Annotated in this window: 24 protein-coding genes and 1 pseudogene; 12 read left to right on the top strand and 13 right to left on the bottom strand. The window is 62.8% G+C overall.

Translation table 11 applies throughout. From position 1 onward, the window contains the following. Positions 1 to 871 (bottom strand): annotated as a pseudogene (locus tag G455_RS26100) (IS5 family transposase); the annotation flags it as partial. Positions 872 to 1,430: 559 nt separating this feature from the next. Between G455_RS26100 and G455_RS0116680 the strand changes: the two are divergent. Both G455_RS0116680 and G455_RS0116675 read left to right on the top strand, forming a co-directional pair. Beyond that, positions 1,431 to 2,612, top strand: coding sequence for an MFS transporter (locus tag G455_RS0116680; protein ID WP_028094736.1), 1,182 nt, complete (start codon positions 1,431 to 1,433; stop codon positions 2,610 to 2,612). Between the two features lie 140 nt (positions 2,613 to 2,752). After that, entirely contained in the window at positions 2,753 to 3,607 is an 855-nt protein-coding gene (locus tag G455_RS0116675; protein ID WP_028094735.1) for a fumarylacetoacetate hydrolase family protein, read from the top strand. Positions 3,608 to 3,951: 344 nt separating this feature from the next. On the opposite strand, the gene G455_RS0116670 is transcribed toward G455_RS0116675, so the two are convergent. The 5 genes from G455_RS0116670 to G455_RS0116650 form a co-directional block, all read right to left on the bottom strand. Further along, positions 3,952 to 4,617 (bottom strand): aspartate/glutamate racemase family protein, encoded by a 666-nt coding sequence (locus G455_RS0116670; protein ID WP_028094734.1) that lies wholly within the window; start codon positions 4,615 to 4,617, stop codon positions 3,952 to 3,954. Further along, the gene (locus G455_RS0116665; protein ID WP_028094733.1) at positions 4,614 to 5,450 is read right to left on the bottom strand and encodes an ABC transporter permease; all 837 of its coding nucleotides are present in this window, start codon (positions 5,448 to 5,450) and stop codon (positions 4,614 to 4,616) included. The genes G455_RS0116670 and G455_RS0116665 overlap by 4 nt, the downstream gene beginning before the upstream one ends. 3 nt (positions 5,451 to 5,453) lie before the next feature. After that, positions 5,454 to 6,311 carry an ABC transporter permease gene (locus G455_RS0116660; RefSeq protein ID WP_028094732.1) on the bottom strand — a complete coding sequence of 286 codons (858 nt, stop codon included), beginning with the start codon at positions 6,309 to 6,311 and terminating at the stop codon, positions 5,454 to 5,456. A gap of 124 nt (positions 6,312 to 6,435) precedes the next feature. Continuing rightward, complete coding sequence (locus tag G455_RS0116655; protein ID WP_028094731.1) at positions 6,436 to 7,707, bottom strand: ABC transporter substrate-binding protein; 1,272 nt, start codon at positions 7,705 to 7,707, stop codon at positions 6,436 to 6,438. 66 nt (positions 7,708 to 7,773) lie between these two features. Then, positions 7,774 to 8,748, bottom strand: a complete 975-nt coding sequence (locus G455_RS0116650) for an ABC transporter ATP-binding protein (protein WP_028094730.1) — start codon at positions 8,746 to 8,748, stop codon at positions 7,774 to 7,776. A gap of 252 nt (positions 8,749 to 9,000) precedes the next feature. Between G455_RS0116650 and G455_RS0116645 the strand changes: the two genes are divergently transcribed. Both G455_RS0116645 and G455_RS0116635 read left to right on the top strand, forming a co-directional pair. Further along, positions 9,001 to 9,687 carry a GntR family transcriptional regulator gene (locus G455_RS0116645; RefSeq protein ID WP_028094729.1) on the top strand — a complete coding sequence of 229 codons (687 nt, stop codon included), beginning with the start codon at positions 9,001 to 9,003 and terminating at the stop codon, positions 9,685 to 9,687. Positions 9,688 to 10,099: 412 nt separating this feature from the next. After that, a complete protein-coding gene (locus tag G455_RS0116635) occupies positions 10,100 to 10,288 on the top strand; it encodes a hypothetical protein (protein ID WP_028094728.1) in 189 nt (62 codons plus the stop codon). Between the two features lie 268 nt (positions 10,289 to 10,556). On the opposite strand, the gene G455_RS0116630 is transcribed toward G455_RS0116635, so the two are convergent. Both G455_RS0116630 and thyX read right to left on the bottom strand, forming a co-directional pair. Next, positions 10,557 to 11,609, bottom strand: coding sequence for a type I restriction endonuclease (locus tag G455_RS0116630; RefSeq protein ID WP_028094727.1), 1,053 nt, complete (start codon positions 11,607 to 11,609; stop codon positions 10,557 to 10,559). Positions 11,610 to 11,630: 21 nt separating this feature from the next. Then, the gene (gene thyX, locus G455_RS0116625) at positions 11,631 to 12,536 is read right to left on the bottom strand and encodes an FAD-dependent thymidylate synthase (protein WP_028094726.1); all 906 of its coding nucleotides are present in this window, start codon (positions 12,534 to 12,536) and stop codon (positions 11,631 to 11,633) included. A 169-nt stretch (positions 12,537 to 12,705) separates the two neighbouring features. On the opposite strand from thyX, the gene G455_RS26635 reads away from it, so the two are divergent. The 4 genes from G455_RS26635 to G455_RS0116605 all read left to right on the top strand — a co-directional run bounded on the left by G455_RS26635 (position 12,706) and on the right by G455_RS0116605 (position 15,486). Next, on the top strand, positions 12,706 to 12,858 hold the full coding sequence (locus tag G455_RS26635; RefSeq protein ID WP_161629405.1) for a hypothetical protein: 153 nt from the start codon (positions 12,706 to 12,708) through the stop codon (positions 12,856 to 12,858). A gap of 8 nt (positions 12,859 to 12,866) precedes the next feature. Continuing rightward, positions 12,867 to 14,261 carry a surface lipoprotein assembly modifier gene (locus G455_RS0116615; protein ID WP_028094725.1) on the top strand — a complete coding sequence of 465 codons (1,395 nt, stop codon included), beginning with the start codon at positions 12,867 to 12,869 and terminating at the stop codon, positions 14,259 to 14,261. Positions 14,262 to 14,339: 78 nt separating this feature from the next. After that, positions 14,340 to 14,768, top strand: a complete 429-nt coding sequence (locus G455_RS0116610) for a VOC family protein (protein ID WP_028094724.1) — start codon at positions 14,340 to 14,342, stop codon at positions 14,766 to 14,768. Beyond that, positions 14,707 to 15,486, top strand: coding sequence for a DUF1194 domain-containing protein (locus G455_RS0116605; protein WP_084437110.1), 780 nt, complete (start codon positions 14,707 to 14,709; stop codon positions 15,484 to 15,486). The genes G455_RS0116610 and G455_RS0116605 overlap by 62 nt, the downstream gene beginning before the upstream one ends. 55 nt (positions 15,487 to 15,541) lie before the next feature. On the opposite strand, the gene G455_RS0116600 is transcribed toward G455_RS0116605, so the two are convergent. From G455_RS0116600 to G455_RS0116590, 3 genes are all read right to left on the bottom strand, one after another. Next, on the bottom strand, positions 15,542 to 16,039 hold the full coding sequence (locus G455_RS0116600; protein WP_154664411.1) for a MarR family winged helix-turn-helix transcriptional regulator: 498 nt from the start codon (positions 16,037 to 16,039) through the stop codon (positions 15,542 to 15,544). Positions 16,040 to 16,142: 103 nt separating this feature from the next. Beyond that, complete coding sequence (locus G455_RS0116595) at positions 16,143 to 16,400, bottom strand: FAD assembly factor SdhE (protein WP_028094721.1); 258 nt, start codon at positions 16,398 to 16,400, stop codon at positions 16,143 to 16,145. Continuing rightward, positions 16,397 to 16,798, bottom strand: a complete 402-nt coding sequence (locus G455_RS0116590; RefSeq protein ID WP_028094720.1) for a helix-turn-helix domain-containing protein — start codon at positions 16,796 to 16,798, stop codon at positions 16,397 to 16,399. The genes G455_RS0116595 and G455_RS0116590 overlap by 4 nt, the downstream gene beginning before the upstream one ends. A 200-nt stretch (positions 16,799 to 16,998) precedes the next feature. On the opposite strand from G455_RS0116590, the gene G455_RS0116585 reads away from it, so the two are divergent. Then, on the top strand, positions 16,999 to 18,201 hold the full coding sequence (locus G455_RS0116585) for a pyridoxal phosphate-dependent aminotransferase (RefSeq protein WP_028094719.1): 1,203 nt from the start codon (positions 16,999 to 17,001) through the stop codon (positions 18,199 to 18,201). 102 nt (positions 18,202 to 18,303) lie between these two features. After that, on the top strand, positions 18,304 to 18,714 hold the full coding sequence (locus G455_RS0116580; RefSeq protein ID WP_028094718.1) for a hypothetical protein: 411 nt from the start codon (positions 18,304 to 18,306) through the stop codon (positions 18,712 to 18,714). A gap of 170 nt (positions 18,715 to 18,884) precedes the next feature. Here G455_RS0116580 and G455_RS0116575 read toward each other — a convergent pair whose 3' ends face one another. Together G455_RS0116575 and G455_RS0116570 are read right to left on the bottom strand one after the other, a co-directional pair. Continuing rightward, complete coding sequence (locus tag G455_RS0116575) at positions 18,885 to 19,124, bottom strand: Lrp/AsnC family transcriptional regulator (protein ID WP_028094717.1); 240 nt, start codon at positions 19,122 to 19,124, stop codon at positions 18,885 to 18,887. Positions 19,125 to 19,157: 33 nt separating this feature from the next. Continuing rightward, entirely contained in the window at positions 19,158 to 20,402 is a 1,245-nt protein-coding gene (locus G455_RS0116570) for a hypothetical protein (protein WP_028094716.1), read from the bottom strand. Positions 20,403 to 20,516: 114 nt separating this feature from the next. Here G455_RS0116570 and hisB point away from each other — a divergent pair, with 114 nt between their 5' ends. Together hisB and hisH are read left to right on the top strand one after the other, a co-directional pair. Beyond that, complete coding sequence (gene hisB / locus G455_RS0116565; RefSeq protein WP_028094715.1) at positions 20,517 to 21,104, top strand: imidazoleglycerol-phosphate dehydratase HisB; 588 nt, start codon at positions 20,517 to 20,519, stop codon at positions 21,102 to 21,104. 163 nt (positions 21,105 to 21,267) lie between these two features. Continuing rightward, a complete protein-coding gene (hisH, locus tag G455_RS0116560; protein WP_028094714.1) occupies positions 21,268 to 21,906 on the top strand; it encodes an imidazole glycerol phosphate synthase subunit HisH in 639 nt (212 codons plus the stop codon). Positions 21,907 to 22,261 lie beyond the last annotated feature (355 nt).

Below are 22,261 nucleotides of genomic sequence, written 5' to 3'. Positions count from 1 at the left end.
TCCGTTCGCCGAAGAGCTTGAGGCGGTTCATCTGCGCCTCGACGCGGCTTCGGGCATGATAGCCTGTCCATTTCTTCCAGAGAGCCCGGCCCAGACATCGGGTCGCTCGCAGGCTCTCATTGCGCGAGATCGCGGCGGGGCAATCGGGTTTCCACCCGCGGCCGTTCCGTCGGATCGGGATGATCGGCTCCACGTCGCGCTCAAGGATCGCAGCATGGCAGCGGCGCGTACGTAGGCTCCGTCCGCAGTGACCGTCTCGATATCCTCTGTGGCCGGGATCTGCGACAGCAACTCCGGCAGGATCGGGCTGTCGCCTTGTCGGCTGGAGGTAAACTCGACAGCACGGATATCACCTGTCGTGGTGTCCATCGCCAGGTGAACCTTGCGCCACTCCCGCCTGCGCGTCGCATCGTGCTTGCGGGCCAGCTATTCGCCATCACCGCGGAAACGGATGCCGGTGCTGTCGATCAGCAGGTTCAGGGGATGGCCGGAGCATCGATAAGGGATCTGAACCGCGATCCGCGCCTGACCGCGGCACAGGGCCGAATAGTCCGGCACCGACCAGTCGAGACCGGCCATCTCGAATAGGCTCGCGACTAGACCGACGGTTTGGCGGAGCGGTAGGCCGAAGAGGACCTTCAGCGTCAGGCCAATCGTCGGGGAAACAGTCCACCGGACTGTTTTCTGACCCTCCTCATATCTGAATGGCGCTGTCGGAGAAGGTCTCGGGATGGCCGCGCCTGCCGGTCCTGACCGCGTACCACTCCATCTCTGGATCGAACCAGATCGACAGGGAGCCGCGTCGCTTGAGCGAGGCGTTGTAGCTGGACCAGTTCGTCGTGCGATAGCGGGAGGTGTCAGGCTTCGGCATGCGACTGACCTAACCCTACGGATTCCCGAACTGAATCCCTCTCTCCGATATGTGCAACAAACCCGGCTGACCCTGATGCCGGCTTTCATGGTATCGGATCATGTGAAATCGGGGGCGCTGGTGGCACTGCTGCCGGACTGGCAAGCCCCCGGAATCTGGCTGACCGCCTATTATCCCCCCCTATGAGGCCCTGCCGGCAAAAGTCGCGGCCTTCACCAGCTTCGTCGAGGAACGCGTCCTGAGCGACCCGACGCTCCTGTCACAGACCGGACGGCCATGATGAGGCAGTGCGAAACCTGCGTTCGCCTCTCAAATGACGGTTTCGGCCAAGCCGGGTGACCGCGACGCAGACCCGCGCAAGCCGGGCCCTCCCACGCCCCTGCCCCGTGCAACTTCGCCGATCTGTGAAATAGCGTCACAAGTGATGTGCCAACCCTATCGGTTATCACGAGGCCGCGGTGGTCGTATCTCGCGGACCACATCAGTGAAAGACCATGCCCCGTCCGCCCCGTATCGGCTCAGCCGGATCGGTCCCCAGGGCCACATTCAAGGACACGCAATGACTCACCCTCAAGAAGCAGGCGGCCCCAACTGGCCGCTTCTGGCGCTGGCGACCGGCGCTTTCGGCATCGGCGTGACGGAATTCTCGCCCATGGGGCTGCTGCCGGTGATTGCCGAAGGCGTCGATGTCACGATCCCCACGGCGGGCCTTCTGGTCAGCGCCTATGCCATTGGCGTCATGATCGGCGCCCCGGTCATGACCCTGCTGTTCAGCCGGTTCGGCAAGCGCGGGGCCCTGATGGCGCTGATGGGGCTTTTCACCCTCGGTAACATCCTGTCGGCGCTGTCGCCGGATTACTGGAGCCTTTTGCTGGCACGACTGGTCACCAGCCTGAATCACGGCGCCTTCTTCGGGCTCGGCTCGGTGGTGGCCGCCAGCGTGGTACGCCCCGACAGGCAGGCCAGCGCAGTCGCCACCATGTTCATGGGGTTGACCATCGCTAATATCGGCGGCGTGCCCTTGGCCACCTGGATCGGCCAGCAGGTCGGTTGGCGTGTCTCCTTTGCCGGCACCGCCGTTCTGGGGTTGATCGCCATCACCGCATTGGCGCTGGCGCTGCCCAAGGGCCAGCCCGGCCAGCGCCCCGAGGTGCGCCGAGAACTGAAGGTGCTGGCGCGGCCGCAGGTGCTGATCGCGCTGCTGACCACGGTTCTGGGGGCCAGCGCCATGTTCTCGCTCTATACATATGTGACGCCGATCCTCGAGACGCTGACCGGCGCGTCCGGCAGCTTCGTGACGCTGGCACTGGTTCTGATCGGTCTCGGCTTCAGCCTGGGCAACTGGCTGGGCGGGCGCGTGGCCGACTGGTCGCTGGACGGGGCGACGGCGATCTTTCTCGCCGCGCTGGCGGCGATCATGCTGGCCGTACCGCTGGTGATCGGCAGCCAAAGCGGGACCGCGATCACCTTGCTGATCTGGGGCGCTGCCGCCTTCGCCATCGTGCCGCCGGTGCAGCTCCGGGTGATGCAAGCGGCAGCAGAAGCCCCCGGGCTGGCCTCTTCGATCAATATAGGCGCGTTCAACCTGGGCAATGCCATCGGGGCCGCCGCCGGGGCCGCGGTGGTCAGCCTCGGGCTGGGCTACGCGGCCGTGCCGGTGACCGGTGGGCTGCTGGCGGCTGCCGGTCTCGGGCTGGTCTGGCTGAGCCGGCGCCAGCGCATCATCGCAGCCGCCCTCTGAGCGCAACGGCGCCCCAGCCCATGGACAGGCCCTCCGGTTTCCTGCAAGTTTTCCATCGGGACGACAGAGGCTCCGGCCTCTGCCACCACGATCAGAACAGCCACTCCGGAGCGGCCCCAGGCCGGAAAGGACATATCCAGATGAAGCTTGCACGTGTTGGAGAGATCGGCCGGGAACGCCCCGCGATCGTCGATGCACAGGGGCACCTGCGCGATCTGTCGGACCATATCGCCGACATCGACGGCCAGACACTTTCGGGCGATCAGCTTGCCCGGCTCGCTGCGCTCGATCCCGCGACCCTGCCGATGATCGAAAACACCGTGCGGATCGGGTCCCCGATCGCCCCCCGGGGCAGGATCATCTGCATCGGTCTCAACTACACCGATCACGCCGCCGAAGTCGGCCTGCCGGTGCCCGAGGAACCGACGATCTTCCTGAAGGGCTGCCACCCCACCGGCCCCAACGATCCGCTTCGCCTGCCCCGCGACGCCGGCAAGACCGACTGGGAGGTCGAGCTTGGCATCGTCATCGGCCATGGCGGTCTTTACATCGCGCCAGAGACCGCGCCGGATCACATCGCCGGCTATTGCCTGCTCAACGATGTAAGCGAACGGTCCTATCAGATGGATCGGGGCGGCCAGTGGACCAAGGGGAAAAGCTTTCCGGGATTTGCCCCGGTGGGCCCCTGGCTTGTCACCCCGGACGAGATCCCCGATCCCGGCGCACTTTCCATCTGGCTCGAGGTCAATGGCCGGCGTTATCAGGACGGCAACACCCGAAATCTCGTTCACGGCGTTGCCGAGATCGTCAGCTATGTCTCACAATTCTACGCGCTCGAGCCCGGTGACCTGATCGCCACCGGCACCCCCGCCGGAGTCGGCCTGGGCCAGACCCCGCCGGTATTCCTGAAACCCGGCGATGTAGTGACGTTCGGCATCGACGGGCTCGGCAGCCAGAAGATTCCCGTCCACGCCTGGGACGATGTGATCGGCTGACAATAGGAGCAGGGCAACAAGATCACCGATTTCGGCGGTGCCGAGGGTGAGCTGTGCGACCTTGGGGAAATTGACGCCAACACCGGCCTCTGCGGCGATCAGGCCTTCGATCTGATCGCCCTGGCCGAACTTGCCCGGCACCGTAGAAGGATCGCGCGCCTGGTCCCGGAAGGGAAACGCCTTCATCGCCGGCGATGTGGATGGTGACGGGACGGCGGATTTCCAGATCAGACCGGAAGGGGCATCCGAGTTGCAGGACAGCGCCTTCCTGCTCTGACCACGACCTCCGGCATGCGTGACGCGGCGATCATTGCCATGCGCCCCTCTTCCCCGGGGGGGCCGCCCTATGGCGACATCAGGGGCAGACAGCTTGCCGCCGCGCGGGCCAATTGCGCCGAAGCCGCGACGCCGTCGATCACCATCAACCCGGTGCGGGCCGACAGCGTCTCTCTGAGCGGTGCCATCCCGGCACAGCCGAGCACCGCGCAACTGGCGCCGTCTTCACACCGCGCCGCCTCGATCTCGGCCGCGATCCGGTCGATGGTCTCCGGCGCGGCCTCGTCAATGGTCAGGACAGACAGGCCGCTGGCCCGGACCGAGGCGCGCAGCCCGGCAAAGCCCTGCCGTTCGATGTTGCCTTCGATCACCGGGATCGAGACCGGCAGAGAGGTGACCACCGAGAACCTGAGCCCGAGCAACCGCGCCATCAGATAGGAGGCCTGCCCGATCCCCAGCACCGGGCAGCCGGCCTGCTGCTGCGCCTCGGCCAGACCGGTATCGTCGAAACAGGCGATGACGATGGCCGCCGCCCCTTGGGCCCTGGCCACCGGCAACAGGGCCAAAACCCCGGGCACCGCGGCATCGCCATCCTCGGGCCCCTCGATCGCGGGCGGACCGCCGACGTTGGTCAGGCCGAAGATCTCCGCTTCGGGCAGCGCCTTCTGGGCGGCGGCGACGATATGGGCGGTCATCGCCTCGGTCGAGTTCGGGTTGATATAGGCGATCTTCATAGGCCCTTGCCCGCATCCGATCCGAGCCGCGCGCGGCGTTTTCCCATGATCCAGGCCCCCAGCAGAAAGGCCGCGATGATGGCAAAGGAAAACGCGGTCGTCAGAGTGCCGAGCGCATAGATCACCGGGGTGGTGACATTGGTGGTCATGCCGAATATCTCCAGCGGCAGGGTGTTATAGCTGCCCGATGTCAGCAGGGTCCGGGCGAATTCATCATAGCTGAGCGTGAAACCGAACAGCCCGACCCCGATCAGCGAGGGCGCAATGATCGGCAGCACCACATGGCGCAGGGTCTGCCAGGCCGTCGCCCCCTGATCGCGCGCGGCTTCCTCATAGCTTTTGTCGAAGCGGTTGAAGACGGCGAACATGATCAGAAGGCCGAAGGGTAGCGTCCAGGTCAGTTGCGCGCCGAAACCAGAGGTCGCCCAATGGATCTTGAGCCCGAGCTGGTTGAAGATCAGCCCGACCCCCAGCGAGATCAGGATCGACGGGATCACCAGCGAGGTGATGGCGGCATAGAACAGCACCCCCGATCCGGCGAACCGCTTGCGGAAGGCGAGCCCGGCCATCACCGAGACCACCACGGTGGTGATCATCACCATGAGGCCGAGCATGGTGCTGCGGCGGAAGGCGCCCCAGATATCGCCCACCGCCTGCTCCTGGAACAGGTCGCGGAACCAATAGGTCGAAACCCCGTTCATCGGGAAGGTCAGCCCGCCCTGCGGCCCCTGGAAGCTGAGAATGCCGATGGTCAGGATCGGCCCGTAGAGAAACAACACGAAGAGACCGAAGAAGGCGGCCAGAACGTAGAATCCACGCGAACGTTTTTCCATGGATCACAGCTCCTTGCGGATGTTGACGAAGCGCAGCAGGATCGCGATCACGATCAAGACGGTGCACAGGAGCACCACGGCGGTCGCCGCGGCCGAAGGGTATTGCAGCAGGCCGATGTCGTTCGAGATCAGCCGCCCGACGTTGGCGCGTTGCGAGCCGGACATGAAGCGCACGGTGATGAAATCCCCCATCACCAGCGTCACCACGAAGATGGTGCCGATCATGATCCCGGGCTTGGTCAGTGGCAGGATCACATGCAGCAGGGTCTGCAAACCGCTGGCACCATTGTCCCGCGCAGCCTCCAGAAGTGATTTGTCGATCCGCATCATGGTGTTGAAGATCGGCACCACCATGAACAGCGTATAAAGGTGGACGAAGGCCAGGATCACCGAGAAATCGGAATACAGAAGCCACTCCAGCGGCTGGTCGATCACCCCCCAGGAAATCAACGTCTGGTTGGCGATGCCATTGCGCCCCAGGAAGGGGATCCAGGAAATCATCCGGATGATGTTCGAGGTCCAGAACGGGATGGTGCAGACCAGGAACAAGGCGATCTGCACCGTCTGGCTGCGCACGTGAAAGGCCATGAAATAGGCCACGGTAAACCCGATCGCCAGCGTCAACGCCCAGGTGATGAACGCGTATTTCAGTGTCGCGCCGAAGACCTTGTAGGTCACCGGGGACGAAAACAGGAATTCGTAATTGTCGAGCTGGAACGCCGGATAGATCGAGAATTCGGTCGCCCCCCAGAAGCTGACGATCACGATCATCACGATTGGCGCGATCAGAAAGGCCAGCAAGACCAGCGTCAGCGGCGCCGCCTCCAGCCATCCGATTACTTGCCGATTGGTCAGCCGCATGCCGTTACCCCCGTCAGGACCGCTCAGAACCGGCCCGCTTCCTCAGTCGCCAGAAATGATCTTTGATGATCGGGGGGCCTGCGCCCCCCGACCGGGTGCCGCCGTCAGCCGGCGGCACCAATGGTCAAGACGCGATAAACTCGTTCCACTTGCGTACCATGTACTGGTTCTCGTCCATGACCGAATTCCAACAGGCCACATGGCCCATGCGTTCGTAGAAGGATCCGCCGTCGCGCACATCGCCGGCATCGGCCAGCTTGTCGCCGGTCGGGCTGGTGATCACGCCGGTGGCGGGCTTGCCCTCGAACCAATAGCCCCACTCGTTTTCCGACATGAACTCTTTCGAAGTTTCCGGAACCGCCGAGTAATAGCCCTGGCGCATCAGATATCCGCCGACCCAGCCGGACAGATACCAGTTGATGTAATCATAGGCCGCATCCAGCTCCATGCCGGTCAGCGATTTCGACAGGCCGATGCCACCCCCCCACGACCGATAGCCTTCCTTCAACGGCTGATACACGCAGGGAATACCGCGCGATTTCACTGCGGTGATCGCCGGCGACCACATCGACTGGATCACCACCTCGCCGGAGGCCATCAGGTTGACGCTTTCATCGAAGGTCTTCCAGAAGGCGCGGAACTGGCCGTTCTTCTTGGCCTCGGTGAAGATCGCCATGGTCTTGTCGATCTCTTCCCGCGTCATGTTGCCCTTGTCACCGTATTTGATTTCCCCCATCGCCTCGCAGACCATGGCCATGTCCATGATCCCGATCGAAGAGATATCAAGGATCGAGGCCTTGCCCTTGAACTCGGGGTTCAGCAGTTCGGTCCAGGATTCGATCGGACGGCCAATCAGATCGGGACGGATACCCAGCGTATCGGCGTTGTAGATCGTCGGGATCAGCGTCATCCAGCCGGTTTCTTCCTTGGCGAAGGTCCTGCCGTCCGGACCGTCGACAAAGCCGACCGTGCTGGGCGCGGTACCCTGCGCGATCTCGCTGTCCGGGGTCAGCTTGCCGGATTTGAAGATGCCGACGATCTTGTCGTAGTTGGCAATCTTCGAGGTATCCATCGCCTGCAGGTTGCCGGTGGGCCAGACCTTCTTGCAGATCCAATATTCGATATCGGCGATATCGAAACTATCGGGCTGGGTCGCGGCGCGCTGGGTCACGCTGTCCGAATCGAGCGCCGTCATCTCAAGTTTGAAGCCGAGGTCTTCCTTCACCTTCTTGGCCACGTCGTTCAAGTTCGAAACGCCAGTGCCGAACTGGCGCAGGGTGATGTCCTTGGTCTCCTGCGCCCAGAGCATCGGCGCCGGAAAGGCAGCGGCGGCAACGGCTGCCCCCCCGGCCCTGAGCAGCGAACGTCGGGAATATCCAACCTTGGGTTTAGCCATGTCTTGTACCTCTCTGTTCAGTCATCTGACCGTGGTTTTCGCATCTTGGCGTTACGTCTTGTCTGTTCAGGAGCGGAGACGATGGAGCCCGCTCTCGTCCCAGCTCAGCCGAACGGCCTCGCCTGGGGTCATCGGCGCTGCGAAGAATTGTTCCTCGGGCAGCAGGGCCAGCACCTCGTCCCCTGCCTCCGTCCTGGTGGTGACGGCAACTGCGGCGCCCTGATATTCGACCGCGACAACCGTAGCCGGCAGCCCCTCGCCCGCGATCCGGATGGCATCGGCCCGCACCGTCGCCTTGCCATCCGCCAGCGCGATGACGTTATGCCCACCGATAAAGCGCGCTACGAATTCAGTCTTGGGGCGCGCCCAGACCTCGCGCGCGGGGCCGGCCTGTTCGATCACCGCGTTGTTCATCACCACGATCTCGTCGGCCAGCGCCAGCGCCTCGTCCTGGCCATGGGTGACGTGAATGAAGGTGATGCCCAATTCGCGCTGAAGCTTCTTCAACTCCGACCGCATGCGGATCCGCAGGAAGGGATCGAGCGCCGACAGCGGCTCATCCAGCAGCAGAACCTTGGGTTCGGTCACCAAGGCCCGGGCCAGGGCCACACGCTGTTGCTGACCGCCTGAAAGCTGCGCTGGCAGCCGGTCCGCCAGATGGGTCATATCCACCAGCTCGAGAAGCTCATTGGCCTTGCCGTGCCGCGTGCTCTTGTCGACGCCCTTCATCCGCAGCGAGAAAGCGACGTTGTCACGCACCGAGAGATGCGGGAACAAAGCATAGTTCTGGAACATCATCGCAGTGCCACGCTGTGCCGGCGCCAATCGCGATACATCCTGCCCGTCCAGCAGGATAGAGCCCTCGCTCACGTCCTCATGTCCGGCGATCATCCGCAGGGTCGAGGATTTCCCGCACCCCGAAGGCCCCAGAAAACAGACATAGCTGCCCGGTGAGAACACATGGTTCAGGTCGCGCACGGCAACGGTGTCGCCATACCGCTTGGTCAGGTGAACCAGTTCCAGATCATATCCTGTGCGCATCGGCCCCTCGTTCCGCTGTTCATCGACAGACTGGATGCAGGAAGGCACCGAACGGCAGGCTTTTCTGTGCGCAGTCTCTCCCGAAACGCGATTTGAACGAAAAATGTGCAAAGTCGACATTATTGCGCACAAAAAACGGAACAGAATTGTATACAATATCTGCAACAAATCCGAATGCAGTGTCGCTCTTGTCCATTCCCTCCCGAATCGCGAAAACGGGGGAAGAAGATTGCCAAGCCGGTGCCTCCAAGGATGACTATGACCGACCCCAAGCTCTGGACCAGCGAGACCGTTGCCGCGGATCTCGAACGCGCTGTTCACGAGCACCGTCTGCCGCCTGGGACCAAGTTGGGCGAAGACGACTTGGCAGAGGCATATGGGATCAGCCGGACCATCGTTCGCGCCGCCCTGCTGGCGCTGTCGCATCGCCACCTCGTCGAGCTGAAGCGCAACCGGGGCGCCTTTGTCGCCCAGCCTTCGGTCCGCGAGGCGCGCGAGGTCTTCGAGGCCCGCTCCCTGCTGGAACCGCGCACCGCGCGTTCTGCCGCCGAGCGGATGACCGACGAAGAGCTCGACCTGCTGCGCGCGAACATCCGGGACGAACATGCTGCACTGGATGCCGGAGAATATGGCCGAGCACTGTTTCTCTCCGGCCAGTTCCATGTCGAGATCGCCCGCATCGCCGATCAGACGACGGTGGAAGCCTTCATTTCGGAACTGATTTCCCGATCGTCCCTGATCATCGCGCTCTACTGGCGCCGGCGCGCTGCACTGTGTGAAACCCAGGCGCATCACGCCTTGCTCGATGCCTTCGCCAGCCGTAACGGCGCCCTGGCCGAACAGCTGATGAAAAGCCACCTGCTGGATCTGGTGGCCTCCCTGGACCTGCGGAACGTGTCACAGCCCCCGACCTCGTTGCGAGAGGCGTTGAACCGGTAAGCGCCCGCACGACCGGCCCGCCGGTTCCCCGGGGTGCCCACGCGCCACCTGGCCCCGACACACCCCGGCCATACCCCGGACAAGCGAAGGGTCGCGGCCCGTTCTGCTGGCGAATATGCTGAAAATTGACGCAATGCGCACAGGCTCACGGCAGCCTGCGACCGCGCCTGTGCACGCCCTGCCCGACAGGCCGTTTTTGCGGCATCGCGCCCAAATTCCCCTTGAATAGCGGGAGATCGCCTATCAGTTGAGAGGCGTGGTGACCATAATCACAAACCACAGCTACAACAGACAGGTCACGAAAACACTGCATGCGGATCACGACCGCGACAAACAGGACATCGTCCGGACAGAGGCGATGCGCAAAATCTACAGGGAAGCGGGGTTCTGATCCCCGCTAAAAGGCGTCAGAATGACTCGCGACCATAGAGAGACCAGGATATTCGTCCGCACGATCAACCTTGCCACGGGCGTGCAGGAAGGTGAGGAGATCATGGACCACGACAATGATCACCACCGCGCCACGCTGGAACAACGGCTGCATTGGGCCGTTCGCAACGGTCGCGCGCTGACCATCGGCCCGACCAAACTGCCGGACTGACCAGCCTGCCCGGCCGAAGCCCCCCACGGCTCGACGACCTGCCCGTCACGCAAGCCAGCCATGGGTGCAGCCTGCCTGACGATCTCAGCCGCGCCTGTCAGACACCATCGACCGCACACAGCGCGAGGGGTCGCAGTCGCAGGGCCGGCAGTGGTTGTCTCTGTCCCCGCTTGGCACCCTATGTCCGGCTTGACCTGTTCAGGGCATGCCCCGGTATTCAAGCCCAAAGGCCCGACCTGGAGGGTGGGTGCGCCTGCGGCGTGCTTTCTCAGCTATCTTTGTACTTTTCTGCGGTCACTCGAAGGCGGCCCGCATATCGGAACATGTCGTTCAGATCAGCAATAGCGACCCGCTCCTCATGATCTTGATCGAATAGCCCCAGATACCACTGCTTACGATTAAAATGAAGCCGGGCCAGAGGCTTACGGTTGTTGTCATCGACAAGGACAGCACAATAGGATTTGGCATCCCGCAAATCTATGCGATGTGCGTCAATCACATCCCGAACGATAGCGCGGATCGTCAACATCCCCTCAATCTCATCCCGCGTTGTCTCGATCGCCTCCTCGACTGATGGTGCCTCCTCGACCGTTTCGTGCTCGGCATCTCGCTCCAGAGCCGACGAAAGGCGTGCCTGCACTGCATCCCTGATCACATCCCTGAATGCGACCTGAATTCCCTCCTGAACCATTTCCCGCACGTGCGATGTAACCCGTCCGTCATAGACCTCTGAAGCCACAAGTTTGACCAAGGCCTCCCCGGGTTGCTCCATTTGCTGCGACAGGAATGTCTTGATCGCAGAAGTGTATTTCAGGCGTTCCGCCGTCGCCAAAATCTTGCTTTCGTCGAAAGCTGACTTTTGAAATTTCTTCAACTCTGCCAGCGAACTTGCGCGCTGATCCATCAAGTCAAAGGAAAAAAAGGGCTTCACGTCCAGTTTATTCGGCTCCTCTAGATCCGAATAAAATTCGTACACCCGACCATTTGTCAAAATGGCAAACTTCGCCTTGGTGACACTGAAGTATCTATATAGCTGTGAGAGGTGTTTTCGGTCGAGCGCAGTGTTCAGCCCCTTGCATTCGATCAACACCTTGATTTCACCATCCAGCTTGACGGCGTAATCAACCTTTTCCCCCTTCTTGCCAACGGTATCTGCTGTGAACTCTGGCACGACCTCGCTGGGATTAAACACATCATATCCCAGCGCTTGCAGAAACGGGAGCACGACAGAGGTTTTTGCAGCCTCCTCTGTCGCTATTGTTTCCGAATGATTTTGAAGTCTGACCGCTAGAGTCTGAAGTACATTCTCAAGTGATGACATTTCTCCCCCATGTGGGGAAAATCACCCCACCACTTGCATGAACTCCCGCCATTCCCCTTTGGACATGCCCGAGGTTTCCTGCGTCACCTCTTCACCCTTCACCATCCGGCGAATGCAATCAAGGGCTGTGGCGGAGAGCGTCGCGCCACCCATGCGGTAATCCTCGAAGGCCTTGTAGGCAAACGGCACCCAATCGGCGACCAGCTTGCAGATCTCCTCGGCATAGACGCGGATTTCGTATTGGGCGTGAGCGTCGGCGCGCAGGCGCAGGAAATGGAACAGGTTGTGCAGATCGACTTTCCAATACCATTGGGTATAGATATTGGCAGGCAGGTTCATCCGGGCGAGTTCGCGCGCCAGTCCCTGCTGGCCGTCTTGGGAAATCATCGCCTCGTAATTGTCATAGGCGCGCGCGCTGTCGGCCTTCAGGATTTCGAGGACACGGGCGGCCTCGCCCCCTTCCAGCAGCTCGCCGCGGCCCTGGTTGTTCACCGTCGATTGCGCCGCCACATGTTCCGGCGCGGGAATATAGAATTCGCGGTCCAGGATCGAATAGCGCGCCGAATATTCGTTCACATTGGCGGTGCGATGGCGGATCCACTGGCGCGCCACGAAGACCGGTAGCTTGACGTGCAGCTTGATCTCGCACATCTCGAAGGGGGTCGAATGCCAGTGCCTCATCAGATAGCGGATCAGCCCTTCGTCATTCGATACCGACTTGGTGCCGCGACCATAGGAGACGCGGGCCGCCTGGCAGATCGCCGCGTCATCGCCCATATAGTCGATGACCCGCACGAAGCCGTGGTCAAGCACCGGATAGGCGGTATAGAGATGGCCCTCCATCCCCGCTGCGGTGCTGCGCAGGGTAGACTGCGGCCGGGCGCGCAATTCGTCGATCTCAGCCTGATGCTCGGGCGACAGCGGCATGGCGGGGTCCTTTCACAATATGAGTCGGGGGCCACTATATCTTGGCTGACGGCGCCGGTAAAACCGCTAGATCGGGTATGGCATTTCCGCCATCCTCACCAGACTTCCCTACCCCTTCGCCTGTTCAAGATTGACTTTTCGCCCATTTCCCAGAAGCCTGATCGAAAACATGTTGCAGACCTTCGAACAGGGCAAGTATTACGCCATCGTCTCTGGCGACAAGGCCAATCAGGTGGTCGGCGTGGTGGTGCTGGAGACCTCCGTCGACCCGGCGGCAGAGACGGTGCGCGACACCAGCGGCTTCGTCGTCTACCGCGACTGAGGCGCCCGATGATCCGCCGGCGCCCCCGCATCCGACTGCGTCCCGGCCCCCTGCCCCGAGCGCTGGCCCTGGTGATGGGGCTGGGGCTGCCCGTGACGATGGCACAGGCAGAGGACATCGAACTAACCCCTGATCAGATGCGCGCAGCCGCCTGGATGGCCCTGCGTGCCGGTGAAAGCGCCAAGGCGCTGCAGTTCTCCGATGCGCTGATCCACCGCGACCCGCAGGACCGGGCCGCGCTGTTGATCCACGCCCGTGCCGCGCGTGACCTGGGGCAATATGATCAGGCCAAGCAATCGGCCCGGCAGGCCTGGCGATTGTCCGAGGACGACGGATCGAAATACGCCAGTTCCGTGGTCATGGCGCAGGCGCTATCATCGAATGGCCAGCGTACCCAGGCGCAATGGTGGCTGCGCCGCGCCGTCCAACACGCCCCGAACGAGGCGCTCAGCCGCAAGGCGGTGCAGGATTTCCGCTATGTCCGGCTGCGCAATCCCTGGGCGGCGCAATTGTCATTTTCGGTGACACCGGATTCGAACATCAACAACGGATCGTCGGCACGATACTTTTCCATCGACGACATTCCGGTCGAATTCGCGCTCAAGGGCACCTCGCGGGCGCTGTCGGGGATGGAATATGCGCTGGGGCTCAATACCCGATACCGCTTTGCCGAAACCGAGACCCGGGCGCATGACATCGTCTTTTCCGCCGATGTCCGCCATTATACCCTGTCGAGCAAGGCCAAGGCGATCGCCCCGGATGCCACCGGCAGCGATTTCGATTATGCCAGCTATTCGCTGGGCTACAGCTATCGCGGCCTGAACTGGGACGATCGCGGAGAGTACCGGCTGTTCACCGACCTGGGACAGGTCTGGTACGGCGGAGAAGAATATCTGCGGCTTTACCGGATCGGCGGCGGGCAGAGCTATCGCCTCGCCTCGGGCGACAAGGTCGGTCTCAGGATTGCGGGCGAACATCAGGACGGCGTCACCACCAGCGACAGCGATATCCTCAGGGCCGACCTGTCCTATACCACGCGGGTGCTGAGCGGCGCGACGCTCTGGACCAACGCGACGCTGGCCCGGGCATCTTCCTCCTACGCGCCGGACGAATTCGACGAAATCGGCCTCCGGGCCCAGCTCACCCTGGCCAGGCCGGTGATGGGGGCGACGGTGCAGTTCGGTCTCTGGGCGCGCAACCGCTCTTACGACGTCTCGCCACACAGCCGGGACGGGCACAACGACGATCGGGTGCAGGCAGATTTCACCATGATCTTCCGCAAGGTCGATTATTACGGCTTCAACCCGACCATGCAGATCAGTGCCTCGCGCACCTATAGCAACATCGCGCTTTACGATGCCGATCGTCTGGGCATCAACTTCGGTATTCAATCCGCCTTCTGACCTCCCGCGCTCGACACCGGAGCGCAAGACGTTAAGCTGCACCGAGGTCAACCACTCAATCAAGAACGGAGCAGCCCGATGGCGCTGAAATACCTGCACACGATGGTGCGCGTGAAGGATCTGGAAAAATCCATGGCCTTCTATGAATTGCTGGGGCTGAAGAAGCTCCGTCAGGTCGACAGCGAAAGCGGGCGGTTCTCGCTGATCTTCATGGCACCTCCGGGACAGGAGGAATGCCCGATCGAACTGACCTACAACTGGGACGGCGACGAGGGGCTGCCGAGCGACAGCCGGCACTTCGGTCACCTCGCCTATGGCGTCGATGATATCTATGCCACCTGCCAGACCCTGATGGACGCCGGCATCACCATCAACCGGCCGCCGCGCGATGGCCATATGGCCTTTGTCCGTTCACCCGATAACATCTCGATCGAGCTGCTGCAGAATGGCGGTGCGCTGGAGCCTGCCGAACCCTGGTCCAGCATGGAGAACACCGGCCATTGGTAAGCTGAGCGCCCTTGTTTTCGCCGGCGTCCTGACCCTGGGCGCCGGCAGCACGAACGCCGCCGATTGCCGGCAGGCGCTGGTTCTGGCCATGGATGTCTCAAGCTCGGTAGACAACCGCGAGGATTCGCTGCAACGTCAGGGCCTGGCCAATGCCCTTTTGTCCCCGGACGTGGAGGCGGCGATTTTCGCCTCTTCGCTTCCGGTCGCCATCGCAGCCTATGAGTGGAGCGGTCGCGACAAGCACACCCTGCTGTCCGACTGGCGGCTGATCGCCACCCGCGGCGACTTGCTCGATCTGGCCGAGACGATCCGCGGATCGCAACGCAGCGAAACCGAATTCCCCACCGCAATGGGCTATGCCCTGGGATATGGCGCCGGGCTTCTGGCCCGCGGCCCCGACTGCCTGTTTCGCACCCTGGACTTGGCCGGCGATGGCATCAACAATGAGGGGTTCGGTCCGGAAGAGGCCTATGCCGCCTTTCCCTTCGACGAAATCGTGGTCAATGGCCTGGTCGTCGCGCCGCTCGACGGCCCGGATCAGGCCGACGTGGAAAATTTCTATCGCGACAGGGTGATCCGTGGCCCCGGCGCCTTCCTCGAAGTCGCCCGGGGTTTTGCCGATTACGAACGCGCCATGCGTCGCAAGCTTTTGCGCGAATTGCGCCCGCGCGCCGTCGGCCTGCTGAGCGCGCCTGAGCAGCGGCAACACCCAAGCTGATCAACCGACACTGCGGGACCCGGCCGCCGCGTCGGTTCCGCCCCTCATCCGCCCATCAGTAGATATAGCGGATCTGATCCGACCAATAGCGCTCCATCCGCTTCAGCGCGCCGGTAATATCCTCGATCCCCGCGGCGGTGATCACGCCTTTCTGCTCCAGCCCCTCGGCGTGACGCGTAAAGAGCTGTGCCACCACATCGCGAATCTCGCGCCCTTCCTGGGTCAGTCGCACCCGCACCGACCTGCGGTCGACCTCGCAGCGCTGATGGTGCATATAGCCCATGTCGACCAGTTTCTTCAGGTTATAGCTGACGTTGCTGCCCTGATAGTAGCCGCGGCTTTTCAATTCGCCCGCGGTCACCTCGTTGTCGCCGATATTGAACAGCAACAGGCCCTGAACGGCGTTGATCTCAAGGACCCCGACCCGTTCGAATTCATCCTTGATGACATCCAGCAGCAGCCTGTGCAGCCGCTCGACCAGCGCCAGCGATTCCAGATACCCCGTCATGAAGCCCTTGCGCGAGGCAAGGCTCACCTTCATCTCCATACTCATCCGTCTCTCCACATCTAACTGCTTGAAGACGAGGGTGAGGTGAAATCCCGAAAATTCGGTTAAATCTCATCACACCATGAAAGTCCCCCGCCGAAAACCGCCGTCAGGGTTGGAAAGTCAGGGAAATTTCCTGGATCAACCCGGCCAGCGCCGCCGGCGGAAGGGCCTGACCGGTAACCCATTGGTAGAGATCCTGGTCATTCTCATCCAGCAGCGCCTCATAGAGATCCAGCTCCCCCGGCGTCATCGCCTCCAGCCGGCGCGCGGCGAAGGCCTGAAGAATCAGATCCATTTCCTTGATGCCGCGCCGCATCGACCGCATCTTCAGCCGCTTGATGCGGATTTCCCGTGTTTCGCTCATGCCTGTTCCCGTTCCATCAGGGCGCGCAGCCGTTTCTCCAGCCGCCCCGCCCGTTCGGCCATGACGCGCATATCGCTTTGCAACGCGCGCATTTCAGCCACCAAGGGCTTCAGTTCCTGGCCATCCTCGGCCAATTCATCCGCCGGCGCCGTCATGCCATCGCCTTCGCCGGTCAGCAACCACATGATCGACACATTCAGAAGCCCGGCCATCATCGACAGCTTGTTGGCACGCGGTTCGGATACATCCTCTTCCCAGGCGCACACCGTACTGCGCTTGACCCCCAGCCGCCGGGCAAGCTGCGCCTGGGTCATCCCGGCCGCCTCGCGCGCGCCCGCCACCCGGTCACCGAATGTGGCCGCCTCCGGCCCGAACCAGTCGTTCTCCACATCGCTCATCTGCATCTCCCTCTGATCGCATTCCGGTTCCGTCGGTTGCCTGGCCCTCTACCAGACCCGGCCCACTACCCGCCCCGGCGCCAGTGCGCCCGACCCTCAGTGCAACCCCGCTTGCCACCCGGATCAGAGCGGCGCGGGTTGATCGCCTTCCTGCCTCACCCTATGACAGACACGCGAAACATACAAACCGAGGCCCTCTCATGAGTTTCCTGTCCACGACCCTCTCCCGTGTCAAACCGTCGCCCACCGTTGCGGTCACTACCCTCGCGGCAGAGCTCAAGGCCGCCGGTCGCGATGTGATCGGCCTGGGCGCGGGTGAACCGGATTTCGATACGCCCGACAACATCAAGGCCGCTGCCATTGCCGCCATTCAGGCCGGCAAGACGAAATACACCGCACCCGACGGAGCCATTGAGCTGAAACAGGCGATCTGCGCCAAATTCGAACGCGAGAACGGCCTGAGCTACACCCCCAAGCAAATCAGCGTCGGCACCGGCGGCAAGCAAATCCTCTATAATGCGCTGATGGCCACGCTGAACCCCGGCGACGAAGTGTTGATCCCCGCCCCCTATTGGGTCAGCTACCCCGACATGGTGCTCTTGGCCGGCGGCACCCCCGTCGCGATCGAGACCACGCTGGAAAACGCCTTCAAGCTGACCCCCGATCAGCTCGAGGCGGCGATCACGCCGAAAACCAAATGGTTCATCTTCAACTCGCCCTCGAACCCGACCGGCGCCGCCTACAGCAAGGACGAGCTGAAGGCGCTGACCGATGTGCTGTTGAAGCATCCGCATGTCTGGATCATGTCGGACGATATGTATGAACATCTGGTCTACGACGATTTCGAATTCGTCTCTCCGGCGCAGATCGAACCGGCGCTCTACGACCGCACGCTCACCTGCAACGGTGTCTCCAAGGCCTATGCGATGACCGGCTGGCGGATCGGCTATGCCGGTGGCCCGGAGCATCTGATCGCGGCCATGCGCAAGATCCAGTCGCAATCGACCTCGAACCCCTGCACCATCAGCCAATGGGCGGCGATCGAGGCGCTGAACGGCACCCAGGAGTTCCTGGCGCCCAATAACGCCATCTTCAAACGCCGCCGCGATCTGGTCGTCACCGCAATGAACGCGATCGAGGGCATCACCTGCCCGACGCCCGAAGGCGCTTTCTACGTCTACCCCTCGATCTCCGGGCTGATCGGCAAGACCACCCCCTCCGGCATCAAGATCGAGAATGACGAAGCCTTCTCAAAGGCGCTGCTGGAAGAAAAGGGCGTCGCGGTGGTGTTCGGTGCCGCCTTCGGGCTCAGCCCGAACTTCCGCATCAGCTACGCAACCTCGGATGACAATCTGAAAGAGGCCTGCGCCCGCATCGCCGATTTCTGCGCCAGCCTGAGCTGAGCTAGACCCCCGGAGGGCGGCCCACCGCCGCCCTCCGCCCTCCTCTGAAGGCCCCCGCCCGAAAGGCCTGCCAGAAAGGACTGCCAGAAAGGACTGCGCGACATGACCGGCGATCTGCCTGAGTATTATTTCCGCACCCGTGAAAACGGCGCCCTCGTCTTCCGGGTCGACACCGCCACCCGCGACCGGCGGATCGAAATGGATCAGATCGCCACGCTCAATCTGCGCAATGGCGAAATTCGCCCCAATGGCGACCGCACCCTCTCCGAACGGGATCTCGATCACATCCACACCTGGATGGACGAGCGCGCCAATCTTCTCGCCCAGCGCGAGATCGACGATATCCTGCGCACGGTGGATCATCTGAATCTGACAGCCCAATGGGCCCAGTCCCGCGCCACGCCGGAGCAGCTCGATGCGGTGACCGAAACGCTGCTTCTGGCGATGCACGACCTGCGCGCCGTGCTGGTGCGCAAAAAGGCCGACCGGCTGATAAAGTCGAAGGCGGACTGAGCCTGCCCCGCACCGGCCCCGGCTCTCTTCCGTCTTTTCAGGACTTGAGATGGGCTTTTTCTGGCGGAAAATATCCTCGGGGGTGAATTGCCCCACAGGGGCAAGAGGGGGCAGACAGCCCCCTTCCGCGACAGATGGCAATCGCTGACCGTCGGAAAATCCCCCGGCGGTCAGAAGACCTTATAGGTCATCGTGGTCATCGACCGTTCGATTCCCTCGATATCCAGAAGATGATCGTTGATGTATTTGCCGACATCCTCGCTCTCGGGGATATAGACCTTCATCAGCAGATCGTATTCGCCGCTGGTCGAATAGAGCTCGGAGTGAATCTCGCGCAGCGCGATCTTTTCGGCCACCCGATAGGTGGTTCCGGGTTTGCAGCGTAGCTGGATGAAGACGCAGGTGGACATGACGGGCCTCGAACTTATTCGCGGCTCAGACAATCACGGCCCGCGCCGGGGTTCAATCCCCTGGCCGCCCATCTCTCCCGCCCGCCTTTGCCGCGCCGCCAGCCTGCCGTTCAGCTGCCAGGCAACATAGGCGATCGCGATGGCGATCAGCCCGGCGATGACAACAGTCCCCGGCGTAGTATCAATCCGCATAAAATACTGGCTGTATAAATGCAATGTCGCGAAGGTCAGGACGGTGTTGAACACCATCCGCCGGGCGCCCATTGCAGACCAGAGCCCGGCAGCGCTCAGGACCAGCGCCCAGACAGCCGCGAACAGCCCGGCGGAAAGGTGCAAGGCCCCCGCCTCGAAAACCGCCTGGGCATCGCGAAAGCTCTGCCGCGGGCTATCCGGCGCGAGAGAGTAGGATTGCGCCGCGAAATCCGGCCATTGCGGCCCCCAGAGCGTCGCCCCCACCACATCGCCCCAGACCGAGCCGACCCAGAAGGCGACATTCATCCAGACGAAGGCGAGGCTGCCCAGCCCCCCGGCGTGTCGCCCTACCCGACCACCGCAATGGCGCATCGCCCACAGGCAAAGCCCGACCAGGCTCGCCATCTGCACGATGGTCAACGCGCTTTCATGGATCGCCATAGCCCCGGCGCTGCTTTCGGCAAAGCTGCGGGCCGACAGGGCAGCCCCAAGTGGCAGAATGGCCAGCGCGCTCACCACCCGGATATCCAGCGCCACGCCGCAAAGGATCAGCATCCCCCCGGCATAGTGATAAAGCAGCCATTGCGGCACCCCGCTGTCCGATGCCAGCAAGAGCCCGCCCAGATGCACCACCAGCCCGAGGACACAGAGCCATCCCGCCAGCAGCCGCAGCCGCGTGGCCCCCCAGCGCCAGAGCGCATAGCCCGCCAGCGCCACCGCCCCCCCGGCGACCGCCGCGCGCAGCTCACCACCGTTGTCGCCCACCAGCCAGACCGCACCGCCCCCCACCAGCATCACCGCCCCGATCACCGCCGTGGCATTTGCCAGAAGCCGGGTATTCTCCCGCCCCCAGAACAGAGCCAGGCCCGCCACCACCGTCACACCGCCGCCCAGCACCGAAAGCTGGCCCGCGTCAGAGACATAGGCGGCCATCCCCGCGATCACCGCGAGAATGCCGCAGAACAGAAGGAAATTGATCGCCGAGGCGATCATCCCCTCGCGCGCCCGGCGCGCGATCTCCCGGCCCTGATCGGCGGCGATCACCCCGTCGGCCAGCAGTTCGTCGATGTCGATCACATATTTCATCGCCGCATCATGCCGCCCACGCGCGCCGGGCGAAAGTGCAATCACCGCGCCACGCCATCTTGGCCTTGAGCGCCCATCCGCCTATAAGGGGCGCGCTATCAAAGGATTACTCCCATGCGACAGGCCCGGATCGCCCGCAAGACGGCAGAGACCGACATCACCGTCGAGATCAACCTCGATGGAAGCGGCAGCTATGACAACCAGACCGGCGTGGGCTTCTTCGACCACATGCTGGACCAGTTGTCGCGCCATTCGCTGATCGACATGACGGTGCGCGCCAAGGGCGATTATCACATCGACGATCACCACACGGTCGAGGATGTGGGCATCGCGCTGGGTCAGGCGCTGGCGCAGGCGCTTGGCGACAAGAAGGGCATCCGGCGCTATGGCGAATGCCATCTGCCGATGGACGATACTCAGGTGCGCGCGGCGCTCGATCTCTCGGGCCGGCCCTATCTGGTCTGGAACGTCACCCTGCCGACGCCCAAGATCGGCACCTTCGACACCGAACTGGTGCGCGAATTCTTCCAGGCGCTCAGCACCCATGGCGGCATCACCCTGCACGTCGATCAGCTCCATGGTTTCAACAGCCACCATATCGCCGAAGCCGCCTTCAAGGCCGTCGCCCGCGCGCTGCGGATGGCGGTCGAGACCGACCCGCGCAAGGCCGATGCGATCCCCTCGACCAAAGGGGCACTGTGAGCGCCACTATTGCCCGGGTTTGGTAATAGGCACACCATAGGATCGCGCCAGCCCTGGGGGACCGAGCCGGGCGCAATCCGGGACGCAAAGCGCCCCGGAAGATTGAATTAACCCAGAGCCGCATCCCACCCCGAAGATGCGCAGCTGACATTCGGAGGCTTACATGCTGACCGCCATCATCGACTACGAAAGCGGCAACCTCCATTCCGCCGAAAAGGCCTTTCAGCGCATGGCGCATGAGGTCGGCGGCGGCACCGTGGTGGTCACCGCCGATGCCGATGTCGTCGCCCGCGCAGATCGCGTCGTGTTGCCCGGCGACGGCGCCTTTCCCGCCTGCGCCGCTGCCCTGCGCGGCCAATCCGGCCTGTTCGACGCCATGGTCGAAGCGGTGGAGCATCGCGGCCGCCCCTTCCTGGGCATCTGCGTCGGCATGCAGCTGATGGCGACCTGGGGCCGCGAATACGAGGACACCAGGGGGCTCGACTGGATCGGCGGCGAGGTGGTGAAGATCACCCCCTCAGACCCCGCGCTCAAGGTGCCGCACATGGGCTGGAACGATCTGGTGATCGACAACCCCCACCCGGTGCTCGAGGGGATCAAGACCGGCGATCACGCCTATTTCGTCCACTCCTACCACTTCTGCGTCACCGATCCGACCGAGCGTCTCGCGCATGTGGACTACGGCGGCGAGGTCACCGCCATCATCGGCCGGGGCACCATGCTGGGGATGCAGTTCCACCCGGAGAAAAGCCAGAAGACCGGCCTGACCCTGATCGGCAACTTCCTGCGCTGGCGGCCCTGACCGGGGCCGCCTCCCCCTCGCCGAAGCGCCCGACGCCCCAGAAATCGTTGGTCTCCTTCTCCGCATAGAAGCCCTCGAAGAAATCCTCTGGCCGCGCCCGCGTCAATCCCGCCTCGGTCTGGCAAATCAGGTAATAGTGGTAATCGGTGTCGATCGTGCAATTGAGCGATCTGTCGGTGGCGCAAAACTCGACAAACTCTTGCTCTTTGTCCCGGTTGAGCAGCTCCGCCACCGGCCGTAGCCGAGGCCCGTGCCCGAAGTGACCTGCCGCAAGCACCTCCCCATGGCCCAACGCCTGCAGGAACCGCCCCAGCGCCAGCTCCATCAACGGCGACGGCCTCCCCCTCATCCGGCA

The organism is Pseudodonghicola xiamenensis DSM 18339 (assembly GCF_000429365.1).
Classification (GTDB): Bacteria; Pseudomonadota; Alphaproteobacteria; order Rhodobacterales; family Rhodobacteraceae; genus Pseudodonghicola; species Pseudodonghicola xiamenensis.
Note: the sequence above shows the minus strand (reverse complement) of the source record. Positions and strands in the feature narration are given on the sequence as shown.

Coding starts and splice junctions, on each gene's coding strand:
- G455_RS0116585 (WP_028094719.1), top strand. CDS start 16,999: ATGAGTTTCCTGTCCACGACCCTCTCCCGTGTCAAACCGTCGCCCACC.
- hisH (WP_028094714.1), top strand. CDS start 21,268: ATGCTGACCGCCATCATCGACTACGAAAGCGGCAACCTCCATTCCGCC.
- G455_RS26635 (WP_161629405.1), top strand. CDS start 12,706: ATGTTGCAGACCTTCGAACAGGGCAAGTATTACGCCATCGTCTCTGGC.
- hisB (WP_028094715.1), top strand. CDS start 20,517: ATGCGACAGGCCCGGATCGCCCGCAAGACGGCAGAGACCGACATCACC.
- G455_RS0116580 (WP_028094718.1), top strand. CDS start 18,304: ATGACCGGCGATCTGCCTGAGTATTATTTCCGCACCCGTGAAAACGGC.
- G455_RS0116570 (WP_028094716.1), bottom strand. CDS start 20,402: ATGAAATATGTGATCGACATCGACGAACTGCTGGCCGACGGGGTGATC.
- G455_RS0116665 (WP_028094733.1), bottom strand. CDS start 5,450: ATGGAAAAACGTTCGCGTGGATTCTACGTTCTGGCCGCCTTCTTCGGT.
- G455_RS0116635 (WP_028094728.1), top strand. CDS start 10,100: ATGACTCGCGACCATAGAGAGACCAGGATATTCGTCCGCACGATCAAC.
- G455_RS0116605 (WP_084437110.1), top strand. CDS start 14,707: ATGGCGGTGCGCTGGAGCCTGCCGAACCCTGGTCCAGCATGGAGAACA.
- G455_RS0116610 (WP_028094724.1), top strand. CDS start 14,340: ATGGCGCTGAAATACCTGCACACGATGGTGCGCGTGAAGGATCTGGAA.
- G455_RS0116645 (WP_028094729.1), top strand. CDS start 9,001: ATGACTATGACCGACCCCAAGCTCTGGACCAGCGAGACCGTTGCCGCG.
- G455_RS0116595 (WP_028094721.1), bottom strand. CDS start 16,400: ATGAGCGAAACACGGGAAATCCGCATCAAGCGGCTGAAGATGCGGTCG.
- G455_RS0116655 (WP_028094731.1), bottom strand. CDS start 7,707: ATGGCTAAACCCAAGGTTGGATATTCCCGACGTTCGCTGCTCAGGGCC.
- G455_RS0116680 (WP_028094736.1), top strand. CDS start 1,431: ATGACTCACCCTCAAGAAGCAGGCGGCCCCAACTGGCCGCTTCTGGCG.
- G455_RS0116600 (WP_154664411.1), bottom strand. CDS start 16,039: ATGAGTATGGAGATGAAGGTGAGCCTTGCCTCGCGCAAGGGCTTCATG.
- G455_RS0116670 (WP_028094734.1), bottom strand. CDS start 4,617: ATGAAGATCGCCTATATCAACCCGAACTCGACCGAGGCGATGACCGCC.
- G455_RS0116675 (WP_028094735.1), top strand. CDS start 2,753: ATGAAGCTTGCACGTGTTGGAGAGATCGGCCGGGAACGCCCCGCGATC.
- G455_RS0116615 (WP_028094725.1), top strand. CDS start 12,867: ATGATCCGCCGGCGCCCCCGCATCCGACTGCGTCCCGGCCCCCTGCCC.
- G455_RS0116590 (WP_028094720.1), bottom strand. CDS start 16,798: ATGAGCGATGTGGAGAACGACTGGTTCGGGCCGGAGGCGGCCACATTC.
- thyX (WP_028094726.1), bottom strand. CDS start 12,536: ATGCCGCTGTCGCCCGAGCATCAGGCTGAGATCGACGAATTGCGCGCC.
- G455_RS0116630 (WP_028094727.1), bottom strand. CDS start 11,609: ATGTCATCACTTGAGAATGTACTTCAGACTCTAGCGGTCAGACTTCAA.
- G455_RS0116660 (WP_028094732.1), bottom strand. CDS start 6,311: ATGCGGCTGACCAATCGGCAAGTAATCGGATGGCTGGAGGCGGCGCCG.
- G455_RS0116575 (WP_028094717.1), bottom strand. CDS start 19,124: ATGTCCACCTGCGTCTTCATCCAGCTACGCTGCAAACCCGGAACCACC.
- G455_RS0116650 (WP_028094730.1), bottom strand. CDS start 8,748: ATGCGCACAGGATATGATCTGGAACTGGTTCACCTGACCAAGCGGTAT.